The 18,414-nt window shown below is 70.2% G+C and carries 16 protein-coding genes; 7 read left to right on the forward strand and 9 right to left on the reverse strand.

The window, feature by feature from the left end:
- Window positions 1–5: 5 nt before the first annotated feature.
- The 3 genes from grpE (at window position 6) to ACFY3I_RS18975 (ending at window position 3,727) form a co-directional block, all read left to right on the forward strand.
- The gene (grpE, locus tag ACFY3I_RS18965) at window positions 6–638 is read left to right on the forward strand and encodes a nucleotide exchange factor GrpE (protein WP_390861561.1); all 633 of its coding nucleotides are present in this window, start codon (window positions 6–8) and stop codon (window positions 636–638) included.
- On the forward strand, window positions 635–2,542 hold the full coding sequence (locus ACFY3I_RS18970; RefSeq protein WP_390861562.1) for a dynamin family protein: 1,908 nt from the start codon (window positions 635–637) through the stop codon (window positions 2,540–2,542). The genes grpE and ACFY3I_RS18970 overlap by 4 nt, the downstream gene beginning before the upstream one ends.
- 84 nt (window positions 2,543–2,626) lie before the next feature.
- Window positions 2,627–3,727, forward strand: a complete 1,101-nt coding sequence (locus ACFY3I_RS18975; RefSeq protein WP_390861563.1) for a hypothetical protein — start codon at window positions 2,627–2,629, stop codon at window positions 3,725–3,727.
- 51 nt (window positions 3,728–3,778) lie between these two features.
- On the opposite strand, the gene glmS is transcribed toward ACFY3I_RS18975, so the two are convergent.
- Window positions 3,779–5,596, reverse strand: a complete 1,818-nt coding sequence (gene glmS, locus ACFY3I_RS18980; RefSeq protein WP_390861564.1) for a glutamine--fructose-6-phosphate transaminase (isomerizing) — start codon at window positions 5,594–5,596, stop codon at window positions 3,779–3,781.
- Window positions 5,597–5,616: 20 nt separating this feature from the next.
- A complete protein-coding gene (locus ACFY3I_RS18985) occupies window positions 5,617–5,874 on the reverse strand; it encodes a hypothetical protein (RefSeq protein WP_351323076.1) in 258 nt (85 codons plus the stop codon).
- Between the two features lie 165 nt (window positions 5,875–6,039).
- On the opposite strand from ACFY3I_RS18985, the gene ACFY3I_RS18990 reads away from it, so the two are divergent.
- Entirely contained in the window at window positions 6,040–7,605 is a 1,566-nt protein-coding gene (locus ACFY3I_RS18990) for a purple acid phosphatase family protein (protein WP_390861565.1), read from the forward strand.
- 62 nt (window positions 7,606–7,667) lie between these two features.
- Here the strand turns inward: ACFY3I_RS18990 and ACFY3I_RS18995 are convergent, their stop codons facing one another.
- A complete protein-coding gene (locus ACFY3I_RS18995; RefSeq protein ID WP_390861566.1) occupies window positions 7,668–8,525 on the reverse strand; it encodes a DUF4429 domain-containing protein in 858 nt (285 codons plus the stop codon).
- A 108-nt stretch (window positions 8,526–8,633) separates the two neighbouring features.
- Between ACFY3I_RS18995 and ACFY3I_RS19000 the strand changes: the two genes are divergently transcribed.
- A complete protein-coding gene (locus ACFY3I_RS19000; RefSeq protein ID WP_390861567.1) occupies window positions 8,634–10,253 on the forward strand; it encodes a family 20 glycosylhydrolase in 1,620 nt (539 codons plus the stop codon).
- A 63-nt stretch (window positions 10,254–10,316) separates the two neighbouring features.
- Here ACFY3I_RS19000 and ACFY3I_RS19005 read toward each other — a convergent pair whose 3' ends face one another.
- From ACFY3I_RS19005 to ACFY3I_RS19030, 6 genes are all read right to left on the reverse strand, one after another.
- On the reverse strand, window positions 10,317–12,086 hold the full coding sequence (locus ACFY3I_RS19005; RefSeq protein WP_390861568.1) for an IucA/IucC family protein: 1,770 nt from the start codon (window positions 12,084–12,086) through the stop codon (window positions 10,317–10,319).
- Window positions 12,083–12,628 carry a GNAT family N-acetyltransferase gene (locus tag ACFY3I_RS19010; RefSeq protein WP_390861569.1) on the reverse strand — a complete coding sequence of 182 codons (546 nt, stop codon included), beginning with the start codon at window positions 12,626–12,628 and terminating at the stop codon, window positions 12,083–12,085. The genes ACFY3I_RS19005 and ACFY3I_RS19010 overlap by 4 nt, the downstream gene beginning before the upstream one ends.
- Window positions 12,625–13,902 (reverse strand): lysine N(6)-hydroxylase/L-ornithine N(5)-oxygenase family protein, encoded by a 1,278-nt coding sequence (locus ACFY3I_RS19015; protein ID WP_390861570.1) that lies wholly within the window; start codon window positions 13,900–13,902, stop codon window positions 12,625–12,627. Before ACFY3I_RS19015 ends, ACFY3I_RS19010 begins: the two co-directional genes overlap by 4 nt.
- Window positions 13,886–15,328 carry a lysine decarboxylase DesA gene (gene desA / locus ACFY3I_RS19020; RefSeq protein ID WP_390861571.1) on the reverse strand — a complete coding sequence of 481 codons (1,443 nt, stop codon included), beginning with the start codon at window positions 15,326–15,328 and terminating at the stop codon, window positions 13,886–13,888. The genes ACFY3I_RS19015 and desA overlap by 17 nt, the downstream gene beginning before the upstream one ends.
- A gap of 144 nt (window positions 15,329–15,472) precedes the next feature.
- Window positions 15,473–16,306: a siderophore-interacting protein gene (locus tag ACFY3I_RS19025; RefSeq protein ID WP_390861572.1), complete on the reverse strand. Its 834-nt coding sequence runs from the start codon at window positions 16,304–16,306 to the stop codon at window positions 15,473–15,475.
- Between the two features lie 49 nt (window positions 16,307–16,355).
- A complete protein-coding gene (locus ACFY3I_RS19030; protein WP_390861573.1) occupies window positions 16,356–17,405 on the reverse strand; it encodes an ABC transporter substrate-binding protein in 1,050 nt (349 codons plus the stop codon).
- A gap of 249 nt (window positions 17,406–17,654) precedes the next feature.
- On the opposite strand from ACFY3I_RS19030, the gene ACFY3I_RS19035 reads away from it, so the two are divergent.
- On the forward strand, window positions 17,655–18,152 hold the full coding sequence (locus ACFY3I_RS19035; protein ID WP_390861574.1) for a hypothetical protein: 498 nt from the start codon (window positions 17,655–17,657) through the stop codon (window positions 18,150–18,152).
- 138 nt (window positions 18,153–18,290) lie between these two features.
- On the forward strand, window positions 18,291–18,413 hold the full coding sequence (locus ACFY3I_RS19040; RefSeq protein ID WP_308311036.1) for a lasso RiPP family leader peptide-containing protein: 123 nt from the start codon (window positions 18,291–18,293) through the stop codon (window positions 18,411–18,413).
- The last annotated feature ends 1 nt before the right edge of the window (window position 18,414 follow it).

Raw genomic sequence — 18,414 nt, forward strand, 5'->3', positions numbered from 1 at the left:
ACACCATGGTCGACATCGTGTTGTGCGTCGTCGGTGCTCTCGTGGGCTTCCTGGCCGGGTACCTGGTCCGGGGACCTCGAACCCCGGTTCGGGACCGCCCCGCCCCGACGGCCGGTGAATCGCCTGCGCAGGAGCGGGACGCGGCACCCGGATCGGCGGTGTCGCCGCCTCCGGGAAGCGCGGTGCCGCCGCAGCCGCGACGGCCGCAGCGCGCGAAGCTGCCGGAGCACACCGAGCTGCCGGAGCAGACCGAGCTGCCGGAGGGCATCGACCGACCGGAAGACGCCGGCCCGCCCGAGGACGTCGAGCTGCCGGCCGGGCAGACCGCCGGGCCGGCTTCCGGAGATGCCCTCCGCGCCGCCGCCGAAGTCCTGGACGTGGCCGATCTCGTCACCAACCAGGAGCTGAGCCGACGACTGGCCGAGGCCGTCGTGCTGCTCCCCGGTGTGTCCGCGATACGCCCCCTGCGCGGCGAAGCGTTCGAGCCGCCCGAGCACGAATGGGTGGGAAGCCGGGGCACGGAGGACAGCAGCCGCTGGGACACCGTGGCCGAGGTCCGCTCGCCCGGCGCGTCCGCGTCGGGACGGGTGCTGCGGGCCGCATACGTCGTCGTCTTCGAACCCCCGGAGGAGTCATGAGCACGACCGCGACCGGCCCCGACCCGATCGACGAGAAGATCACCTATCTGGTGGAGCGCGTTCGTTCGCTCGCCGACGGCGTCACCGCGCGGCCCACCCTGGACGTCCTCGACCGGCTGGTGCGCCGCCGGGAGACACCGACGGTCCGAACCGTGGTGGTCGGCGAGGTGTCCCGGGGAAAGTCCACCCTCATCAACGCCCTGATCGGACGCCGTCTGCTGCCGGATGCGGCCGCCGCTCTGACCGCGACATGGACCGTGCTCGGCCACGGCAGCAGACTGATCGCCAGGGCGCACGTCGCCACCGACTCCGGGCTCGAACAGATCCTGCTGGAAGGCCCGGACATCGACGCCTACATGACGGTGGTCGGGGAGCGCCTGGTCCGCCGTCGCCACGGTGCGCAGGCGCGGGTCGCGTCGGTCGAGATCAGGATCGACGCACCGGCGTTGGCCGGCGGCCTCGAACTCATCGACACCCCCGGCGTCGGCGGACTGTCGGCAGCACACCGCTACGCGACCCTGGCCGCGCTCGGCGAGGCCGATGCCCTGGTATTCGTGATCAAGCCGGGCGAGCCGATCAGCGCCACGGAGCGGGCGTTCCTCGCCGAGGCCGTCCACCACCTCGACACGTGCGTCGTCGTGCAGTGCCAACGGGACCTGGCGGCGGACCCGGACAAGTACCTGACCGACGACATGAAAAGTCTCCGCTCCGCGGACGCCTGGGAGAAGCTGCTGCAGGATCCGGACGAGGCCCGGGAACTGGCTGCCTACTTCAACAGGACGAAGGCCGTCTCCGTCTCCGCGTTGAACGCCCTGCGCGCCGCGGCCGACCCCGCAGACCCGGTCAGCGCGCGGCTCCACCAGAACTCCGGTGTCCCGAAACTGCTGGAGATTCTGGGCGACGTGGTCGCGCGCGGCCACACCGTGCACCGAAGGAACCTGCTGCGTCTGGTCGAGTCCGTGGCCCGGGAGTCCCGCAACCACCTGCGCGACCGGGTCGAGATGCTCGCCGGGAGCGACGCCGGGCAGCGGCTGATCGAGGAACGGGCGGAACGCGTCGCGAAATGGACGACGAACGACGGAGCGCACTGGCGGGCTGTGCTGGACGGCATCCACAAGGAACTCGCCGAGGAGGTCAGGCGTCACGCGAGGAAGCGGGCCGAGGAGATCGGCGACGACTACCGGCGCCGTCTGCGGGACATGAAGACGGCGGAGATCGTCGAGGAGACCAAGGGAATGCTCACGCTGCCCGACTCCGTGCTCGCCGAACTGAACCGCATTTCCACGGACCGGATCTCCAACGGCGTGGCTCGTGTACGCCAGTTGTTCGTCGACGACGAGCTGGACGGCCCGCTGAGCCATCTGACCGAGACCCAGGCGGTGTTCAGCCGGCTGCCGGACGACTTCGAGGCCCTTGCCGGGCGGGCCGATCCCAACGACCTCCGCGGGGTGCTGGCCGGCGGGGTCGTCGCGGTCAGCGTCACCGCGCTCGGCGCCGCGGCGCTGGCGAACGCGGCGGCCGTTGCCCTGGTCGCGCCCATCGTGATGCCGTTCCTCATCGGCGCCGGGGTGTTCCACGTGTTCAACCGGAAGTCCCGGCAGATGAAGCGCACCCTGCAGGGCGCGCTGGACACGCTCGGGATCGTCTGCGACGAGATCCGGAACACCGCGGTCCCCGCCGTGCTGAAGAGCGCCGGGGAGACGAAGGCGAACCTGGTCAAGCTGATCGACGGGGAGCTCACCGAGCTGGCGGCGCAGATCCGACAGGACCAGGAGGACCTGCTCCGGACCGAAGGACTGACGCCGCAGGAACGGCGCGAGCAACTGGCCGAAGCGGAACGGGGACTGCGAGACGCGGAGGAGGTCATGCAGGCGGCGGCCACCCTCCGCGGCCGACTCGGCTGATCCGCGCCGGATGACCTGACCTGACCGGGCTCGCCTGCGGGCCGGCCGGTCCGTACCCTCTGACGGCCCTTTCAGGAGTGTGCCATGGCGAAAGCGCGTCGCGTCGGGGTGATCGTGCCCCTCGGCGAGGAGTTCGAGTACGTTCGAGAAGCGCTGAGGCCTTCCCGGGCCGAGGTCGTGGACGGTGACCAGTACCACGGCTTCGACCTGCCGGCGGGCTCCGTCACCGGGGTCGTCCGTGTGTTGTCGGACATGGGCCAGGCCCAGGCCGCCCTGACCGCGGACCGGATGATCAACCGGCTGGGGGTCTCGCTGCTCGTGGTGATCGGGACCGGCGCCGGCCTGGACGGTGATGTCCGTGTGGGCGACGTGGTGGTGGCCGACCAGATTCAGGAGCACCTGCGCAAGGCGAAGGTCGTCCCGGCCGCCGGCGGGTCGGGCGTCACCTTCGAGCGGGCCGCCGAGTCCTGGCGCGCCAACGCCCGGCTCATCGACCACGTGCGCAACTTCGGCTGGCTGAGCTCGGGCGAGGCCGCGCTCAACCGCTGGCGGAAGAACGCGGTGGACCGCCGGCCGGGCAGCGGCACGGCGGCGGTGCCGCCGCGGGTGCACGTCGGACCGGTGGCCACCGGCGATGTGGTGGTGGCGGCCGGTGCGTTCGCGAGATGGATCCGCGAGGCGAACCGCAAGTTCGTCGCACTCGACATGGAGGCCGGGGGAGCGGCGCTCGCGGCCTACCGCAACGAGTCCGCGGACCTCCTCGTGATCCGGGGGATCTCGGACCACGCCGACGAGCACAAGCGGGAGTGGGACGGGGGCCACGGCACGGTTCGCGAGCCGAACGCGTGGCGCCGCTACGCGGTGCGCAACGCGGTGGAGTACCTCGTGATCCTGCTGTCGAGCGCGGGTTTTCCCTGGCGGGACGCAAGGGCCGCCGGAACCGAAGCGCGGTCTCGCGTCTCCGCCGCACGGAGGATCGCCCAGTCGGCGTCACTGGCCGAAGTCGCGGTGGATCTGATCAGTGATCAGCTCGCGCACCCCGACACCCAGTACGAAGCCCACGGGCCCACCCTCGACCAGTACGACGCCGACCAGTACGAAGCCGACCAGCACGACGCCGACCGGTACGAGGCGGACGAGCAGGATCACGACGTGCACCCGTACGACGGCACCGGTGACCTCTGACCCGGGGACGCGACCCGACGCGGAGTCCCGGTTCCTGCGTTCCCCGCGCTCCTACTCCACCGTCACCGACTTCGCGAGGTTGCGCGGCTTGTCGATGTCGCGGCCGAGCGCCTTCGCCGTGTGGTAGGCGAGGAGTTGCAGGGGGATGCCCATCAGGATCGGGTCGAGTTCGTCCTCGTTCTTCGGGACGACGACCGTGCGGTCCGCCTTCTCCTGGTGGCGGTGGGCCACCGCCAGGATCTTGCCGCTGCGGGCCTTGATCTCCTCCAGGGCCGCGCGGTTCTTCTCCAGCAGGTCGTCGTCGGGGACGATCGCCACCGTGGGGAGCGCCGGCTCGATCAGGGCCAGCGGGCCGTGCTTGAGCTCGGACGCCGGGTAGGCCTCCGCGTGGATGTAGGAGACCTCCTTGAGCTTCAGGGAGGCCTCGCGGGCCACCGGGTAGCCCCGGACGCGGCCGATGAAGAGCATCGAGCGGGCGTCGGCGTACTCCTGGGCCAGCTTCTCGATCTCCGCCTCCTGGTCGAGGATCTCGGAGATCTGGGCCGGCAGCTTGCGCAGGCCCTCGATGATGCGCTTGCCGTCGCGGACCGAGAGGTCCCGGATGCGGCCGAGGTGCAGGGCGAGCAGGCCGAAGGCGACCGTCGTGTTCGTGAAGCACTTGGTCGAGACCACGCAGACCTCGGGCCCGGCGTGCACGTACATGCCGCCGTCCGCCTCGCGGGCGATCGCCGAGCCGACCACGTTCACCACGCCCAGCACCCGCGCGCCCTTGCGCTTCAGCTCCTGGACGGCGGCGAGGACGTCGTAGGTCTCACCGGACTGCGAGACCGCGATGTAGAGGGTGTCGGGGTCGACGACCGGGTTGCGGTAGCGGAACTCGGAGGCGGGCTCGGCGTCCGCGGGGATCCGGGCCAGCTCCTCGATCATCTGGGCGCCGATCATGCCCGCGTGGTACGAGGTGCCGCAGCCGAGGATCTTCACCCGGCGCACGGCCCGCGCGTCCCGGGCGTCCAGGTTGAGGCCGCCGAGGTGCACGGTGGAGAAGCGGTCGTCGATGCGGCCGCGCAGCACCCGGTCGACCGCCTCGGGCTGCTCGAAGATCTCCTTGTGCATGTACGTGTCGTGGCCGCCCATGTCGTACGACTCGGCCTCCCACTCCACGGTGGTCGGCTCGGCGGTCGTACGGGTGCCCTCGGTGGTGTACGTGCGGAAGTCGTCGGCCTTGAGGGTGGCCATCTCGCCGTCGTCCAGCGTCACTATCTGGCGGGTGTGGGTGACCAGGGCCGCGATGTCGGAGGCGACGAACATCTCCTTGTCGCCGATGCCGAGGACGACCGGGGAGCCGTTGCGGGCCACCACGATGCGCTCGGGGAAGTCGGCGTGCATCACGGCGATGCCGTAGGTGCCCTCGATCAGGCGCAGCGCCTGGCGGACCCGCTCCTCAAGGGTCTCCGCCTGGGAACGGGCGATCAGGTGGACGAGGACCTCGGTGTCGGTCTCGGAGAGGAACTCGACGCCGTCCGCCTCCAGCTTGCGGCGCAGGTCGGCGGCGTTGTCGATGATGCCGTTGTGGACGACGGCGACCTTCTGGTCACCCGACATGTGCGGGTGGGCGTTCACGTCGGAGGGGGCGCCATGGGTGGCCCAGCGGGTGTGGGCGATGCCGGTGGTGCCCTTGAAGCGCGCCGGGACCTTGGCCTCCAGGTCCCGGACCCGGCCCTTGGCCTTGACCATCTTCAGGCCTGCCGTCTTCGGCGAGGAGACGACGATGCCGGCCGAGTCGTAGCCGCGGTATTCCAGCCGCTGCAGGCCCTCCAGGAGCAGGGGGGCCACGTCACGCTTACCGATGTATCCGACAATTCCGCACATGTATGGGTGTTCCGTATCCCTCAGCCGTAGACCATGCGACGCAGCTGCCGGAGGGTGAGCTCCGGCGGGGCGACCGCCCTGTACTTCAGATCCGCCTCGATCCGATCGAAGATCTCCGCGTTCACCAGGCCGTCGGCCTGCAGTTCGCGGTGGCGGCGCCGGACGTAGTCCCCGGCCGTCTCGTCGAAGTAGGCGAGCACGTCCTGTATCACCCGCAGCGCCTCGCCCCGGCTCAGGGGCGTGGAGCGCGTCAGATGATCCACCAGTTCGTCGTGCACCCGTAGATCCTGGAGTACGAGGCGACGGTTTAGCAAGAATCCTGCCCGATTCCGGGCAGCGGCCTGTTGAATCTCTTATGGGGCTCTGTTCGCAGCCTGGCCATCCTGTGTCTTGCGCCACGTCGCTTGTGGAGACGAGTTTCAGACGCCATGGACATTCCTCGTATGGGCGTACCCGATGAGCTCGCCGACCGCATGAGCATGGCCGAGCAGCACGAGTACCTCCGCGCCAGGTTCTCCCGGCGCTCCATGATCAGAGGCGGGGCCGTGACCGTCGGCGCCGTCACGGGCGGCTCGTTCGTCCTGGGCGGCACCGCCCAGGCTGCCGTCCCCACCCAGTCCTCCGCCCCCGCCACCCAGTACGTCGACGGCGCCTACGTGGCGCCGTTCGGCCGCCACCTGGCCTTCGGCAACGACGCCAGCACGGAGATGACGATCTCCTGGCAGGTCCCGGTCGCGGTCAAGAAGCCCTTCGTCCGGATCGGCACCCACGCCTCGCACCTCTCGGTGAAGATCCCGGCCGAGATCCGCGCCCTCTACACCCCGGCCGGTGTCGGCGCCAGCGGCGACCACACCCAGTACTACGTGCACGCCAAGCTGGCCAACCTCAAGCCGGGCCGGCAGTACTTCTACGGCGTCGGCCACGAGGGCTTCGACCCGGCCGCCCCGCAGTACGCCAGCACCATCGGCACCTTCACCACCGCCCCCCGCAACAAGGAGCCGTTCACGTTCACGGCCTTCGGCGACCAGGGCGTCAGCTACCACGCCCTGGCCAACGACGCCCTGATCCTCGGCCAGAACCCCAGCTTCCACCTGCACGCCGGCGACATCGCCTACGGCGACCCGGCCGGCCAGGGCAAGACCTCGGACACGGTCTTCGACTCGCGTACCTGGGACCAGTTCCTGGCCCAGACCGAGTCGGTCGCCAAGTCGGTGCCGTGGATGGTCTCCTTCGGCAACCACGACATGGAGGCCTGGTACTCGCCGAACGGCTACGGCGGCGAGGAGGCCCGCTTCACCCTGCCCGACAACGGGCCGGACAAGAAGAACCTGCCGGGCGTCTACTCCTTCGTCCACGGCAACACGGCGATCATCTCGCTGGACCCGAACGACGTCTCCTTCGAGATCCCGGCGAACCTGGGCATCTCCGGCGGAACCCAGACCAAGTGGTTCGAGGGGCAGCTCAAGAAGTTCCGCGCCTCGAAGGACATCGACTTCATCGTCGTCTTCTTCCACCACTGCGCCTACTGCACCTCCACGGCGCACGCCTCGGAGGGGGGCGTGCGACAGGAGTGGGTGCCGCTGTTCGAGAAGTACACGGTGGACCTGGTCATCAACGGCCACAACCACCAGTACGAGCGCACCGACGTCATCAAGGGCGACAAGGTCGTCAAGAAGCTCCCGATCGGCGAGACGGCCTACTCCGAGACCGAGGGCGTCGTCTACGTCACGGCGGGCGCCGCGGGCCGCAGCCTGTACGCGTTCACCGCGCCGGACTCCTACGAGGGCCACCTGAACGAGGTCGACTCCGTCGCCTCCTTCATCAACACCAAGGACGGCAAGGTCAACGAGACCGTCACCTGGTCCCGGGTCCGCTACCTCAACTACTCGTTCCTGCGCGTGGACGTCGAGCCGGCGCCGCGCGGCCAGTACGCCAGGCTGAAGGTGTCGGGCATCGCCGAGACCGGCGACCGCATCGACCACTTCACGGTGGCGCGCAAGGCCAAGTGACACCCGTCGGAAGGTGAGCGGGTGGTCCCCGGGCCGTAGGGGGACCACCCGCTCTCCGCTTCTCACATCCGCTTCAGCACCGCCTGTTTGGCGCTCGCGAACTCCTCCTCCGTGAGCACCCCCTCGCGGCGCAGCTCACCCAGTTCCCGGAGCCGGCGCAGCAACGCGTCGTGATCGGCCCCGGCCTCCCCGTCCGTCCGGGCCGGCCCGGGCAGGGCCGTCGACGGATGCGGCAGCCGCGCCTGCACCGCCGTGGCGACCAGCGCCATCAGCGGATCCCGTCCGAACCCCCACAGCTCCACCGCGTTCGGGTCGTACTTGGCCCGCATCCCGGTCGCGGCGCCACGCACCCGGAACCGCAGATGGCCGTTCTCCAGCCCGGCGGAGGGCTGCCACTCCACCCCCAGGATGTCCGCCAGGGCCAGGGTGCGGGGACCGGCGGCGGCCTTCACGTCCTCCGTCTTCCAGTTCCACTCCAGGCGCACCCGCTCCCCGTCGAACGAGGCCGTGCCGTCCCCGGCGGACACCGACAACGGCAGCGACGGCCCCGGCAGCAGGTACCCGGTCACCGCGGTGCCCGGCACCCGCGCCAGCAGCAGGGCGTCGCGCACCTCGTCCGTGAAGTACTCGGCGACACCGAACCGGTCCGGCTCCACGGTCAGCAGGAAGGGGTCGTGGGCTTCGGCGAGGCGGCCGCCGGTGGCGTGCGGCAGCGGATCCGCCCCGTCCCGCAGCCGCAGCCGCAGCCGCCCCGAGCGGCGGCCCCGCTCGAACGAGACACCCGCCAACGCGAGCAACGGCACGGCGAGTTCACCCAGCGCACGGCGCAGCACACTGACGTTCCTGTCCCGTCCGGGGGTCAGTCGCAGGGCGTCCGTGCCGAAGACCCAGGTGGCGTCCCTCTGGATGATTTCCGCCATGGGGGGATTGTTCCACCGGAAGTGGCGCCGGGTGGTCTCGACCAATCCCGGCCGGTGGTGCATCCTCAGCCGAGTCCCCTGCACAGAGTTCTGCCGAAGGGAGCGCATGTGCGACCGCACCACAGAACGACTCCCCGTACCCCCCGAAGTCCCCGTATGGCCCGCCTCCTCGGGTCCCTGCTGCTGGTCGCGGCGGCCGGCGCCTTCACGGTCGGCGCCACCCCGGCCACGCCGAAACCCGTCCCCTCGCCGCTCGGCCAGGTCGTCCCGGCGCCCGCGTCGGTGAGGGCCGGCGGAGCGCCGTACCGCATCACCCGCGACACCGTCATCCGCGTCGACGGCTCGCGCGAGGCCCGCCGGGTCGGCGAGTACCTCGCGGACCTGCTGCGCCCCGCGACCGGCTACCGGCTTCCCCTGACCACGCACGGCACCTCGGGCATCAGGCTCCGGCTGGCCAAGGGGCCCTTCGGGGCGGAGGGCTACCGGCTCGACAGCGGCCCGCACGGCGTCACCCTCACCGCCGCCGAACCCGCCGGCCTCTTCCACGGCGTCCAGACCCTGCGCCAACTGCTCCCGGCCGCCGCCGAGAAGGACACCGTGCAGCCCGGACCCTGGCTGGTCGCGGGCGGCACCGTCACCGACCGCCCCCGCTACGCCTACCGGGGCGCGATGCTCGACGTCTCCCGGCACTTCTTCACCGTGGCCCAGGTCGAGCGGTACATCGACGAGCTGGCCCTCTACAAGATAAACGAACTGCATCTGCACCTCAGCGACGACCAGGGCTGGCGCATCGCAGTCGACTCCTGGCCCCGCCTGGCCACCTACGGCGGCTCCACCGAGGTCGGCGGCGGCCAGGGCGGCCACTACACCAAGGCCCAGTACCGGGAGATCGTCCGGTACGCCGCCTCCCGCTACCTCGAAGTCGTCCCCGAGATCGACATGCCCGGCCACACCAACGCGGCCCTCGCCTCCTACGCCGGCCTCAACTGCGACGGCGTGGCACCGCCGCTGTACACCGGCACGGACGTCGGCTTCAGCTCGCTGTGCGTCTCCAAGCAGGTGACGTACGACTTCGTGGACGACGTCATCCGCGAACTGGCCGCCCTCACCCCGGGCCGCTACCTGCACATCGGCGGCGACGAGGCGCACTCCACCAGCCACGCGGACTACGTGGCGTTCATGGACCGGGTGCAGCCGCTCGTCGCGAAGTACGGCAAGAAGGTGATCGGCTGGCACCAGCTGACCGGCGCGCACCCGGTGCCGGGGGCGATCGCCCAGTACTGGGGGCTGGACGACACCGGCGCCGACGAGAAGGCCCAGGTGGCCGAGGCCGCCCGGCACGGCACCGGGCTGATCCTCTCGCCCGCCGACCGGGTCTACCTCGACATGAAGTACACCGAGGACACCCCGCTCGGCCAGGACTGGGCCGGCCTGGTGGAGGTGAAGCGCTCCTACGACTGGGATCCGGGCGACTACCTGCCCGGCGCGCCGGGTTCGGCGGTCCGGGGGGTCGAGGCGCCGCTGTGGTCCGAGACCCTCGTGACCGGTGCCGACATCGACGTGATGGCCTTCCCGCGGCTGCCCGGGGTGGCGGAGCTGGGCTGGTCGCCGGCGGCCACGCACGACTGGGACGCCTACAAGGTGCGGCTCGCCGCGCAGGCGCCCCGCTGGGACGCCCTCGGCATCGGCTACTACCGCTCCCCGCAGGTCCCCTGGCCCGCGAAGTAGCCGGATCGCGGAAGACCGGCGGGCTCCCCCGGGGACCGTACCCGGGGAGCCCGCCGGCCCGGATCAGAACCCCGCGACGGGATTCTCCAGGGTTCCGACCAGCTGGAGGGCGCCCGACGGGTCCGCCAGGTCCACCATCTGCCTGTTGTTCCGCAGCTGGAGCCGGTTGAGGCAGGACAGCGCGAACTCGGGCGCGAACATGTCGTACTGGGCGAACCTGTCGGCGAGTCCGGGAGCCGACTCCTGGTACTCGCGGGTGACCTCGGCGACCGTCCGCCAGAAGTCGTCCTCCGTCAGGACCCCCTCGGACGCGAGGTTCGAGGCGAGGAAGCGGAAGAAGCAGTCGAAGACGTCCGTGAAGATCGACAGCAGCTTCTTGTCCTCGGGGACCTCGACCCGCACCCGCTCCACCGCCGGTGGCAGCACCGCGTGCGGGTCCATGACCGCGATCTCCTCGGCGATGTCCTTGTAGACCGCCCGCTGCACCACACCGTCCTTCAGCACCAGGACGACGTTCTCGCCGTGCGGCATGAACACCAGGTCGTAGGCGTAGAAGCTGTGCAGGAGCGGGGTGAAGTAGGCCTTCAGGTACGCCCGCAGCCAGTCCTTCGGCGCCAGCCCGCTCCGCTCGATCAGCGCGGTGGCGAAGGAGGCGCCCTCGTGGTCCACGTGGACCAGGGAAGCCATCGTCGCGAGCGTCTCGCCCTCCCGGAGGGACGCCACCGGGCTCTCCCGCCAGAGCGCGGCCAGCATCTTCCGGTACGGCGAGTAGCGGTCGGTGGCCCGCTCGTACTCCAGGTGCCGGTAGCCCACCGCCGCCCGCTCCCGGATGATCGACAGGCCGGTGGACTTGAGCACCGGATCGCTGTCGATGAGCTGCGCCAGCCAGTCGTTGATCGCCGGGGTGGCCTCCATGTAGGCGGCCGAAAGACCGCGCATGAAGCCCATGTTGAGGACCGACAGGGCGGTCTTGACGTAGTGCCTCTCCGGATGGCTGGTGTTGAAGAAGGTGCGGATGGACTGCTGGGCCAGGTACTCGTCGTCGCCCTCGCCCAGGCACACCAGGTACTCGCGCGCCACCTCGGCCGCGAAGGTGACCGCCAGCTTGTTCCACCACTGCCAGGGGTGGACCGGGATGAAGAGGTAGTCGGCCGGGTCCAGGCCCCGGTCGCGCAGCACCCCGTGGAAGCGCTCGACGGTCCTCTCGCCCAGCTCCGCGCGCACGAAGGACTCGTACTCGATGCCCACGCCCGCGGTGAACGCGGCCCGCGAGGTGTGGGCCGCGAGCCAGACCAGCCGGACCGGGCTCGCGGTCTCGGGGGCGTACGACAGGTACTCGTGGACCCCGAAGCCGAGCCGGCCGTTGTTGGCGACGAAGCACGGGTGGCCCTCGGTCATCCCGGTCTCGATCGCCTGGAAACCGCCGCGGACGAGCTCGGCGACCGGGACCTGCGGCTTGGCCAGCTTGTAGCAGGTACCGGAGAGCGTCGAGGAGATCTCCTCCAGGTAGACCGGCAGGATCTCGTCGCTCAGGCCCAGCGAGTCCTTCAGCTCGATGAAGAAGTCGAGCGCGGCGAGCGGCAGTTCGGCGCCGTCGCGGACCCGGCTGACGGAGTCGGCGTCCACCTGCCAGTGGTCCAGGGCCCGGCGGACGGCGGTGAAGCGGTAGCGGGTGAGCCCGTCGTCGCTGCGCACGACGTACGACTCCCCGTCCCGCTCCGGGGTGATGAGGCGCTCGTGGGCGAACTCGGCGAGCGCCTTGCGTATCAGGAGCCGGTTGGCCTTCTCCCAGCGTTCGGGGGAGAGGTGGGCGACCGCGTCGGCGAGGGTCATTCGGCGGCCACCGCCCGCTCGAACCGCTCCCGGGTGCAGAAGCTCAGCAACGCCCTTTTCTCCGGCTTCTCGATCTCGCGTACGGGCACGAACCCGACGGCCTCGTTCAGCGCGTGCACGGCCGTGTTGTGCACGTCCGGCTCGACGACGATCCGGCGGGTCGCCGGGTCCTCGAAGAGCCGCGCCACCACGGCCGTGATGACGGCCCTGGTGAAGCCGTGCACCGGCGTGCCGGTGGCGGGGGTCAGGAAGTGCATCCCGACGTCACCCGGTTCGGGCTCGTACAGCCCGACCAGCTCGCGGTGGGCGGGGTCGTAGTACTCCATGAGGAAGGCGGGCCGGCCGTCCTCGCCCAGCCCGAGCAGCGCGTGGTGGTGCTCGTCGGCGGCGATCTCCATGTAGGCGCGCTCGACGTCCTCCAGCCGGGCGTCCTGCATCATCCAGTAGGCGGCCTTGGGGTGCGTGACCCAGCGGTGCAGCAGTTCACCGTCCTCCAGGGGGTCCAGCGGCCGGAAGGCGAACGGCATCGTCATCGTGCTCATACGGCGAACTCCTGGAAGGCGATCGTCTTCTCCACCGGGTAGTACTCCGAGTCGAGCAGCTCGCGGATGATGTACGCGTTCCGGTAGGGGCCCATGCCCAGGTCGGGGCTGGTGATGCTGTGGGTGTGGACACCGGCGTTCTGCAGGAACACGCCCCGGCCGGTGACGTCGATCGCGTAGTTGCGGGCCACGTCGAAGTTGCCGTGCGCGTCGTAGCGCAGCCGGTCGCGGACCGGCCCGAGGAACTCGGGCTCGGCGTACCGGTAGCCGGTGGCCAGGACCAGGCCCTGCGTCTCCAGCTCGTAGTCCTTGCCCTGCTCCTCCTGGCGGAGGCCGAGGGCGTACGTGCCGTTGTCGTAGGAGGCCGCGTTCAGGCTGGAGTTGGTGAGCAGGCGGGTGGGGACCGGGCCGCCGAGGTTCTTCCGGTACAGCAGGTCGAAGATCTCGTTGATCAGGTCGCCGTCGATCCCCTTGAACAGGCCCTTCTGCTCGGCGGTGAGCCGGTAGCGGGTCTCCTCGGGCAGGGCGTGGAAGTAGTCGACGTATTCGGGGCTGGTCATCTCCAGCGTGAGCTTGGTGTATTCGAGCGGGAAGAAGCGCGGCGAGCGGGTCACCCAGTTCAGGCGGTAGCCGTGGACGTCGATCTCGCTGAGCAGGTCGAGGTAGATCTCGGCTGCGGACTGGCCGCTGCCGACCAGCGTGATCGACTCCTTGGACTGGAGTTCCTGCTTGTGCCGCAGGTAGCGCGAGTTGTGGATGAAGTCCCCGCCGAGGCCCCGGCAGGCCTCAGGGAGGTACGGCGGGGTGCCGGTGCCCAGGACCAGGCGGCGGGCCCGGTAGGTGTCACCGGCGGCGGTGCCGACGACGTACAGCTCGTCCTCGTACCGGACCTCGGTCACCGTGGTGCCGAAGCGGACGTTGGTCAGTCTGTTCGCGGCCCAGCGGCAGTAGTCGTCGTACTCCACGCGCAGCGGATAGAAGTTCTCGCGGATGTAGAACGAGTACAGTCGGCCCTTCTCCTTCAGGTAGTTGAGGAAGGAGTACGGCGAGGTGGGGTCGGCCAGGGTGACCAGGTCCGACATGAACGGGGTCTGGAGGTGGGCGCCGTCCAGGAACATGCCGGCGTGCCACTCGAAGTCGGGCTTCGATTCCAGGAAGACGCCGTCCAGTCCGGCGATCGGCTCGGTCAGGCAGGCGAGGCCGAGGTTGAAGGGCCCGAGCCCGATGCCCACGAAGTCGTGCACGGCGGACGGGTTGTCAGGACGCGCGGTCAAGGGACTCTCCCAGGTACTGCTCGGCGTGGCCGGCGATCAGAGCGAGGACGGCGGCGATGTCGGCCGTCGTGGTCTCGGGGTTGAGCAGGGTGAACTTGAGGTAGTGGCGGGCGCCGACCTTGGTGCCCGCGACCACCGCGTCGCCGGAGGCGAACAGGGCCTTGCGGGCGTACAGGTTGGCGCGGTCGATCTCGGCCGGGTCGGTGACGGCCGGCGGGATGTACCGGAAGACGAGGGTCGACAGGGACGGTTCGACGACGACGTCGAAGCGCGGGTCGGCGGCGAGCAGCCGCCAGCCCTCCGCGGCCAGGTCGCAGACCTCGTCGAAGAGCTGCCCGATGCCGTCGGCGCCCATGGTGCGCAGCGTCATCCACAGCTTGAGGGCGTCGAAGCGGCGGGTGGTCTGCAGGGACTTGTCGACCTGGTTGGGGATGCGCTCCGCGATGGTCCGGCGCGGGTTGAGGTACTCCGCGTGGTAGGTGGCATGGCGCAGGGCCGCGGTGTCCCGGACCAGCAGGGCTGACGAACTCACCGGCTGGAAGAAGGACTTGTGGTAGTCGACGGTGACCGAGTCGGCGCGTTCGATGCCGGCGATCCGGTCCCGGTGCTTCAGGGAGGCGAGCAGGCCGCAGCCGTAGGCCGCGTCGACGTGCATCCAGGTGCCGTACCGCTCGCACAGTTCGGCGATCCCGTGCAGCGGGTCGATGGAGCCGAAGTCGGTGGTGCCGGCGGTGGCGACGACCGCCATGGGCACCAGGCCGTCGCTCACGCAGCGTCCCAGTTCGCGGGCGAGGGCGACGGTCTGCATCCGCCGGTCCTGGCCGACGGGGACGGACACCACCGCGTCCTGGCCGAGGCCGAGCAGTTTCGCCGACTTCTGCACGCTGAAGTGACTGGCCTCGGAGGCGAAGATCCGCAGTTTCGCGGGGGAGTCGGTCTTGCTCTCCTCGCGGGCCAGCAGCAGCGCCTGGAGGTTGGACTGGGTGCCGCCGGAGGTGAACACGCCGTCGGCGGCCTCGCCGAGGCCGATGCGGGCGGTCGTCCAGTCGATCAGTTTCCGCTCGATGAGGGTGCCGCCGGCCGACTGGTCCCAGGTGTCCAGGGAGGAGTTGACGGCGGAGAGCACCGCCTCGCCGAGCACCGCCGGGATGACCACGGGGCAGTTGAGGTGGGCGAGGTAGCGCGGGTGGTGGAAGTAGACGGCGTCCCGGAGGTAGACGTCCTCCAGCTCGTCCAGGACCGCGGTGGTGTCGTGCAGCGGCCGGTCGAGGTCGATGCCGTCGATGAGAGGGGCGAGGGCGTCGGCGGTGATGCCCGTGAACGGCCTCTCGGTGGTGGCGAGTTTGGCCGCCACCCGCTCCACCCCTTCGGTCACGGAGTGGCGGTAGTGCTCCGCGGTCAGGTCATTGAGCAGGTGCGAGCGCATGTGGGGGTCCTCCGGGGACGATCCGGGCGGGGGAGGGGAGCGATCCGCTCCATTTAGGTTAGCCTAACCTAAGTAATGCGAAGGAAACACTGCCCCTCCCGTGACAGCCGTCACTCCGGCCAAGGAGGGCGCGCGGGCCTCCGACTACTCGCCGGCCTCCCGGAGTTGTTCCTCCGTCAGGCCCTGCCGCCAGTAGCCGACGAAGGTGACCCGGCGCCGGTCCACCCCGCGCTCCCCGACGAAGTGCCGGCGCAGTTTCTTGACCCGCCCGGACTCGCCGGCGATCCAGACGTACGGACGTTCCGCGGCGGGCAGCCGGGCGCCCCGGATCGCCGCCTCGGCGCCGCCGCCCACCATCCACTCGATCTCCGCGTCGGCCGCCGTCACCACGTCCTGGACGTCCCCGGCGTCAGGTACCTCCAGCCAGGCGCGCACCCGGGTGCCGGCGGGCAGGGACTCGAGGACGGCGGTCGCCGCGGGGACGGCGGTGTCGTCGCCCCAGATCAGCACCAGGTCGGTGTCGGCGGGCGGCCGGAAGCGGATGGCCCGGTTGTCGGCGACCGCGGGGCCGATCAGCACCACCCGGTCGCCGGCGGCGGCCCGCGAGGCCCACCGGGAGGCGGGCCCGGCAGGGGTGGCCGCCGCCGGCTCGATCCCGTGCAGCACGAAGTCGACGTCGATCTCGTCCGGGTCGCGGCGCAGCTCCCGGAGCGTGTACGAGCGCATCACGGCCCGGACGTCGTCCGGGAGTTCGCGCCAGGCCTGGAACCATCCCTCGCCCAGTTCGAAGGGGACCGCGGGCTCGGTGCGCCCCTCGGCCGGGATGAACAGCGAGAGGGACTGGTCGCGTCCCTCGGAGTGGAAGTGCGCGAGGTCCGCGCCGGTGAAGGTGACCCGGACCAGAGACGGACCGAGCCGCCTCGTCCGCGCGACCCGGAGGGAGAAGAAACGGAACGGGGCGGCTACGGCCGTCGTCATATGAGCTCCTGGGAGTCAGGAAGTTGTGCGGGACACTGCCCGGGCGAGGTCAGCTGACCTTCTTCGCCGTCTCCAGCGCCTTGGCGAGGTTCTCGACCATCGCGACGCACTTGTCGTAGGAGAAGATCGGCTCGGGGGAGCGGGCGATGACCTGCCCGGCCTTGACCGCGGGGAGCTTCTTCCAGGTGGCCTGGGTGATGTCGGCCGGCTGGATGGTCGCCGTACGGTCGTCCATCATGATGATGTCGGCCTGGTACTTGTCGACGTTCTCCCAGCTCAGGTCCTCGTACCAGCCGCCGCTCTTCTTCAGGACGGACGCCGAGGGTTCGACGAAGTTCACGCCGAGGGCCTTGAAGTACTCCAGGTCCACCGAGAGGTTGGTGCCGGAGACGTAGAACAGGTCCTGGGCCGCCGAACCGGCCAGCACCTTGATGTCGGGGTGCGCCTTGGCGGCGGCGCGCAGCCGGGCGGAGGCCGTCTCGAAGCGCTTCTTGGCGTCCGTGACCCTGCTCGCCGTCATGTCGGCGCCGAGCGACTCGGCGAGTGCCCAGACGCGCTGGAGCGGAACGGTCAACTGGCGGTCGTAGGCCGAGATGCCGACGCTCGGGGCGAGCTTGGCGATCTTGTCCTTGGACTCGTCCGGGACGTACCAGAGGGTGCCGGCGCCGTCGAACATCGTGGTGATGAGGACCTGGGGGGCTAGGGCGGCGTACTTCTCGACGTTGAACTGGCCCCAGGTGTTGCCGAGGACGGTCAGCTTGCTGACGTCCATGTCGCCGGCCTGGACGTCGGCCTTGCCGTCCTTGGTCGTCGTCGGGCCGAACACGCCCTTGACCTCGACGCCGTAGTCGTACAGCGCGGCGGCGACGCCGACGAAGGCGACGATGTCCGTGGGGGCCTTGTCCAGCTTCACGGTGGTCCCGCGGTCGTCCTTGAAGGACCAGGGACCGGACTTGGCGCCCGTCGTCGCCTTGTCGGAGGAACCACCGCTTTTCCCGTCGTCGTCCCCGCAGGCGGCGAGCGCGGCACCGAGGCCGAGGGCGCCACCGGCGGCGAGGATGCCGCGGCGAGTGAGGTGGGCTGCTCTGACGTTGGACATAGGTGTGGCTGCTTTCGGACGTGCGGAAACACCGCCGGACAAGTTGATGCTTAGGTTAGCCTAACCTCAGATCTTGTCCAGGTGGGCCTTGCGGTCTCGCGCCCGGGGCCGACCCCTCCCATCCCAACATCCCCTTTGTCGTGCAGGGTTGGGGCCGGGCGTCGGTGGCGCGTGTCGCGCACGGACCTTGCTGCCGGACCGCCGGCGTGCTCACCTTGTGGGGTGGCTTACGGCTGGAGCAGACGTGCGATGGCGTCCCTCTTCGTGGTCTCCGCGGGGGTTCCGGCGGTGCTGGTCCTCGACGCCGCCACGGGGTGGAGCCGTGCGGCGATCGGCACCCCGGTATGGGTGTCGTGGACGGTCGCGGCGCTGGCGCTCGTCGTCGGTCTGCCGTTCGCCTGGGCCGCCACCCCCGTCGGTACCAGGGGTGCGACGAACCTCCTGCTCAAGGCCTACCGAGGTGAGGGACTGGAGGCCGCCGAACGGGACTACCTTTCCTGGCTCTCCCCTCACAGGGCCGGTCTCCAGCTGTTCAACCTGGGTCTCGCCCTCGACCGGGAAGGTGACCAGGACGGCGCCGAGGCCGTCTACCGGCGCGCGGCGGCCCACGGCTACCCGCCGGCCATGGTGAACCTGGCGCACGTGCTGGCGCGCCGAGGCGAGGAGGCCGAGTCCGCGGACTGGTTCCGGCGCGCGGCGGAGGCCGGATACCCGACGGGTGCGCCGGGGCGAGCACACGGCGAGTAGGAATCGCCCCGTTGGCCGCGGTGCCGGGCGGCTGTCGGATGCGGACCGGGTGCAATCGCGTGATCGACGGGAACTGTTGATCGCTACGCGGTCAACTCCTATGATTCACATGTCAGTTGATGCACTCAGGGAGGCGCTGTGGAAGAGCAGACAAGCGAGCCGTACGTTCCTCCGATGCTGGTCGAGGTCGGCGAGTTCAGCGAAGACACGCTGGGCTTCGGCGGCTTCCATCTCGACTCGATCTTCGGGCTCTACACCTGAT

This window comes from Streptomyces sp. NPDC001068 (assembly GCF_042897315.1).
Classification (GTDB): domain Bacteria; phylum Actinomycetota; class Actinomycetes; order Streptomycetales; family Streptomycetaceae; genus Streptomyces.

Excerpts from the sequence above, each read along its gene's own strand:
- grpE (WP_390861561.1), top strand. The coding sequence starts at position 6 with ATGGTCGACATCGTGTTGTGCGTCGTCGGTGCTCTCGTGGGCTTCCTG.
- ACFY3I_RS18970 (WP_390861562.1), top strand. The coding sequence starts at position 635 with ATGAGCACGACCGCGACCGGCCCCGACCCGATCGACGAGAAGATCACC.
- ACFY3I_RS18975 (WP_390861563.1), top strand. The coding sequence starts at position 2,627 with ATGGCGAAAGCGCGTCGCGTCGGGGTGATCGTGCCCCTCGGCGAGGAG.
- glmS (WP_390861564.1), bottom strand. The coding sequence starts at position 5,596 with ATGTGCGGAATTGTCGGATACATCGGTAAGCGTGACGTGGCCCCCCTG.
- ACFY3I_RS18990 (WP_390861565.1), top strand. The coding sequence starts at position 6,040 with ATGGGCGTACCCGATGAGCTCGCCGACCGCATGAGCATGGCCGAGCAG.
- ACFY3I_RS18995 (WP_390861566.1), bottom strand. The coding sequence starts at position 8,525 with ATGGCGGAAATCATCCAGAGGGACGCCACCTGGGTCTTCGGCACGGAC.
- ACFY3I_RS19005 (WP_390861568.1), bottom strand. The coding sequence starts at position 12,086 with ATGACCCTCGCCGACGCGGTCGCCCACCTCTCCCCCGAACGCTGGGAG.
- ACFY3I_RS19010 (WP_390861569.1), bottom strand. The coding sequence starts at position 12,628 with ATGAGCACGATGACGATGCCGTTCGCCTTCCGGCCGCTGGACCCCCTG.
- desA (WP_390861571.1), bottom strand. The coding sequence starts at position 15,328 with ATGCGCTCGCACCTGCTCAATGACCTGACCGCGGAGCACTACCGCCAC.
- ACFY3I_RS19025 (WP_390861572.1), bottom strand. The coding sequence starts at position 16,306 with ATGACGACGGCCGTAGCCGCCCCGTTCCGTTTCTTCTCCCTCCGGGTC.
- ACFY3I_RS19030 (WP_390861573.1), bottom strand. The coding sequence starts at position 17,405 with ATGTCCAACGTCAGAGCAGCCCACCTCACTCGCCGCGGCATCCTCGCC.
- ACFY3I_RS19035 (WP_390861574.1), top strand. The coding sequence starts at position 17,655 with ATGGCGTCCCTCTTCGTGGTCTCCGCGGGGGTTCCGGCGGTGCTGGTC.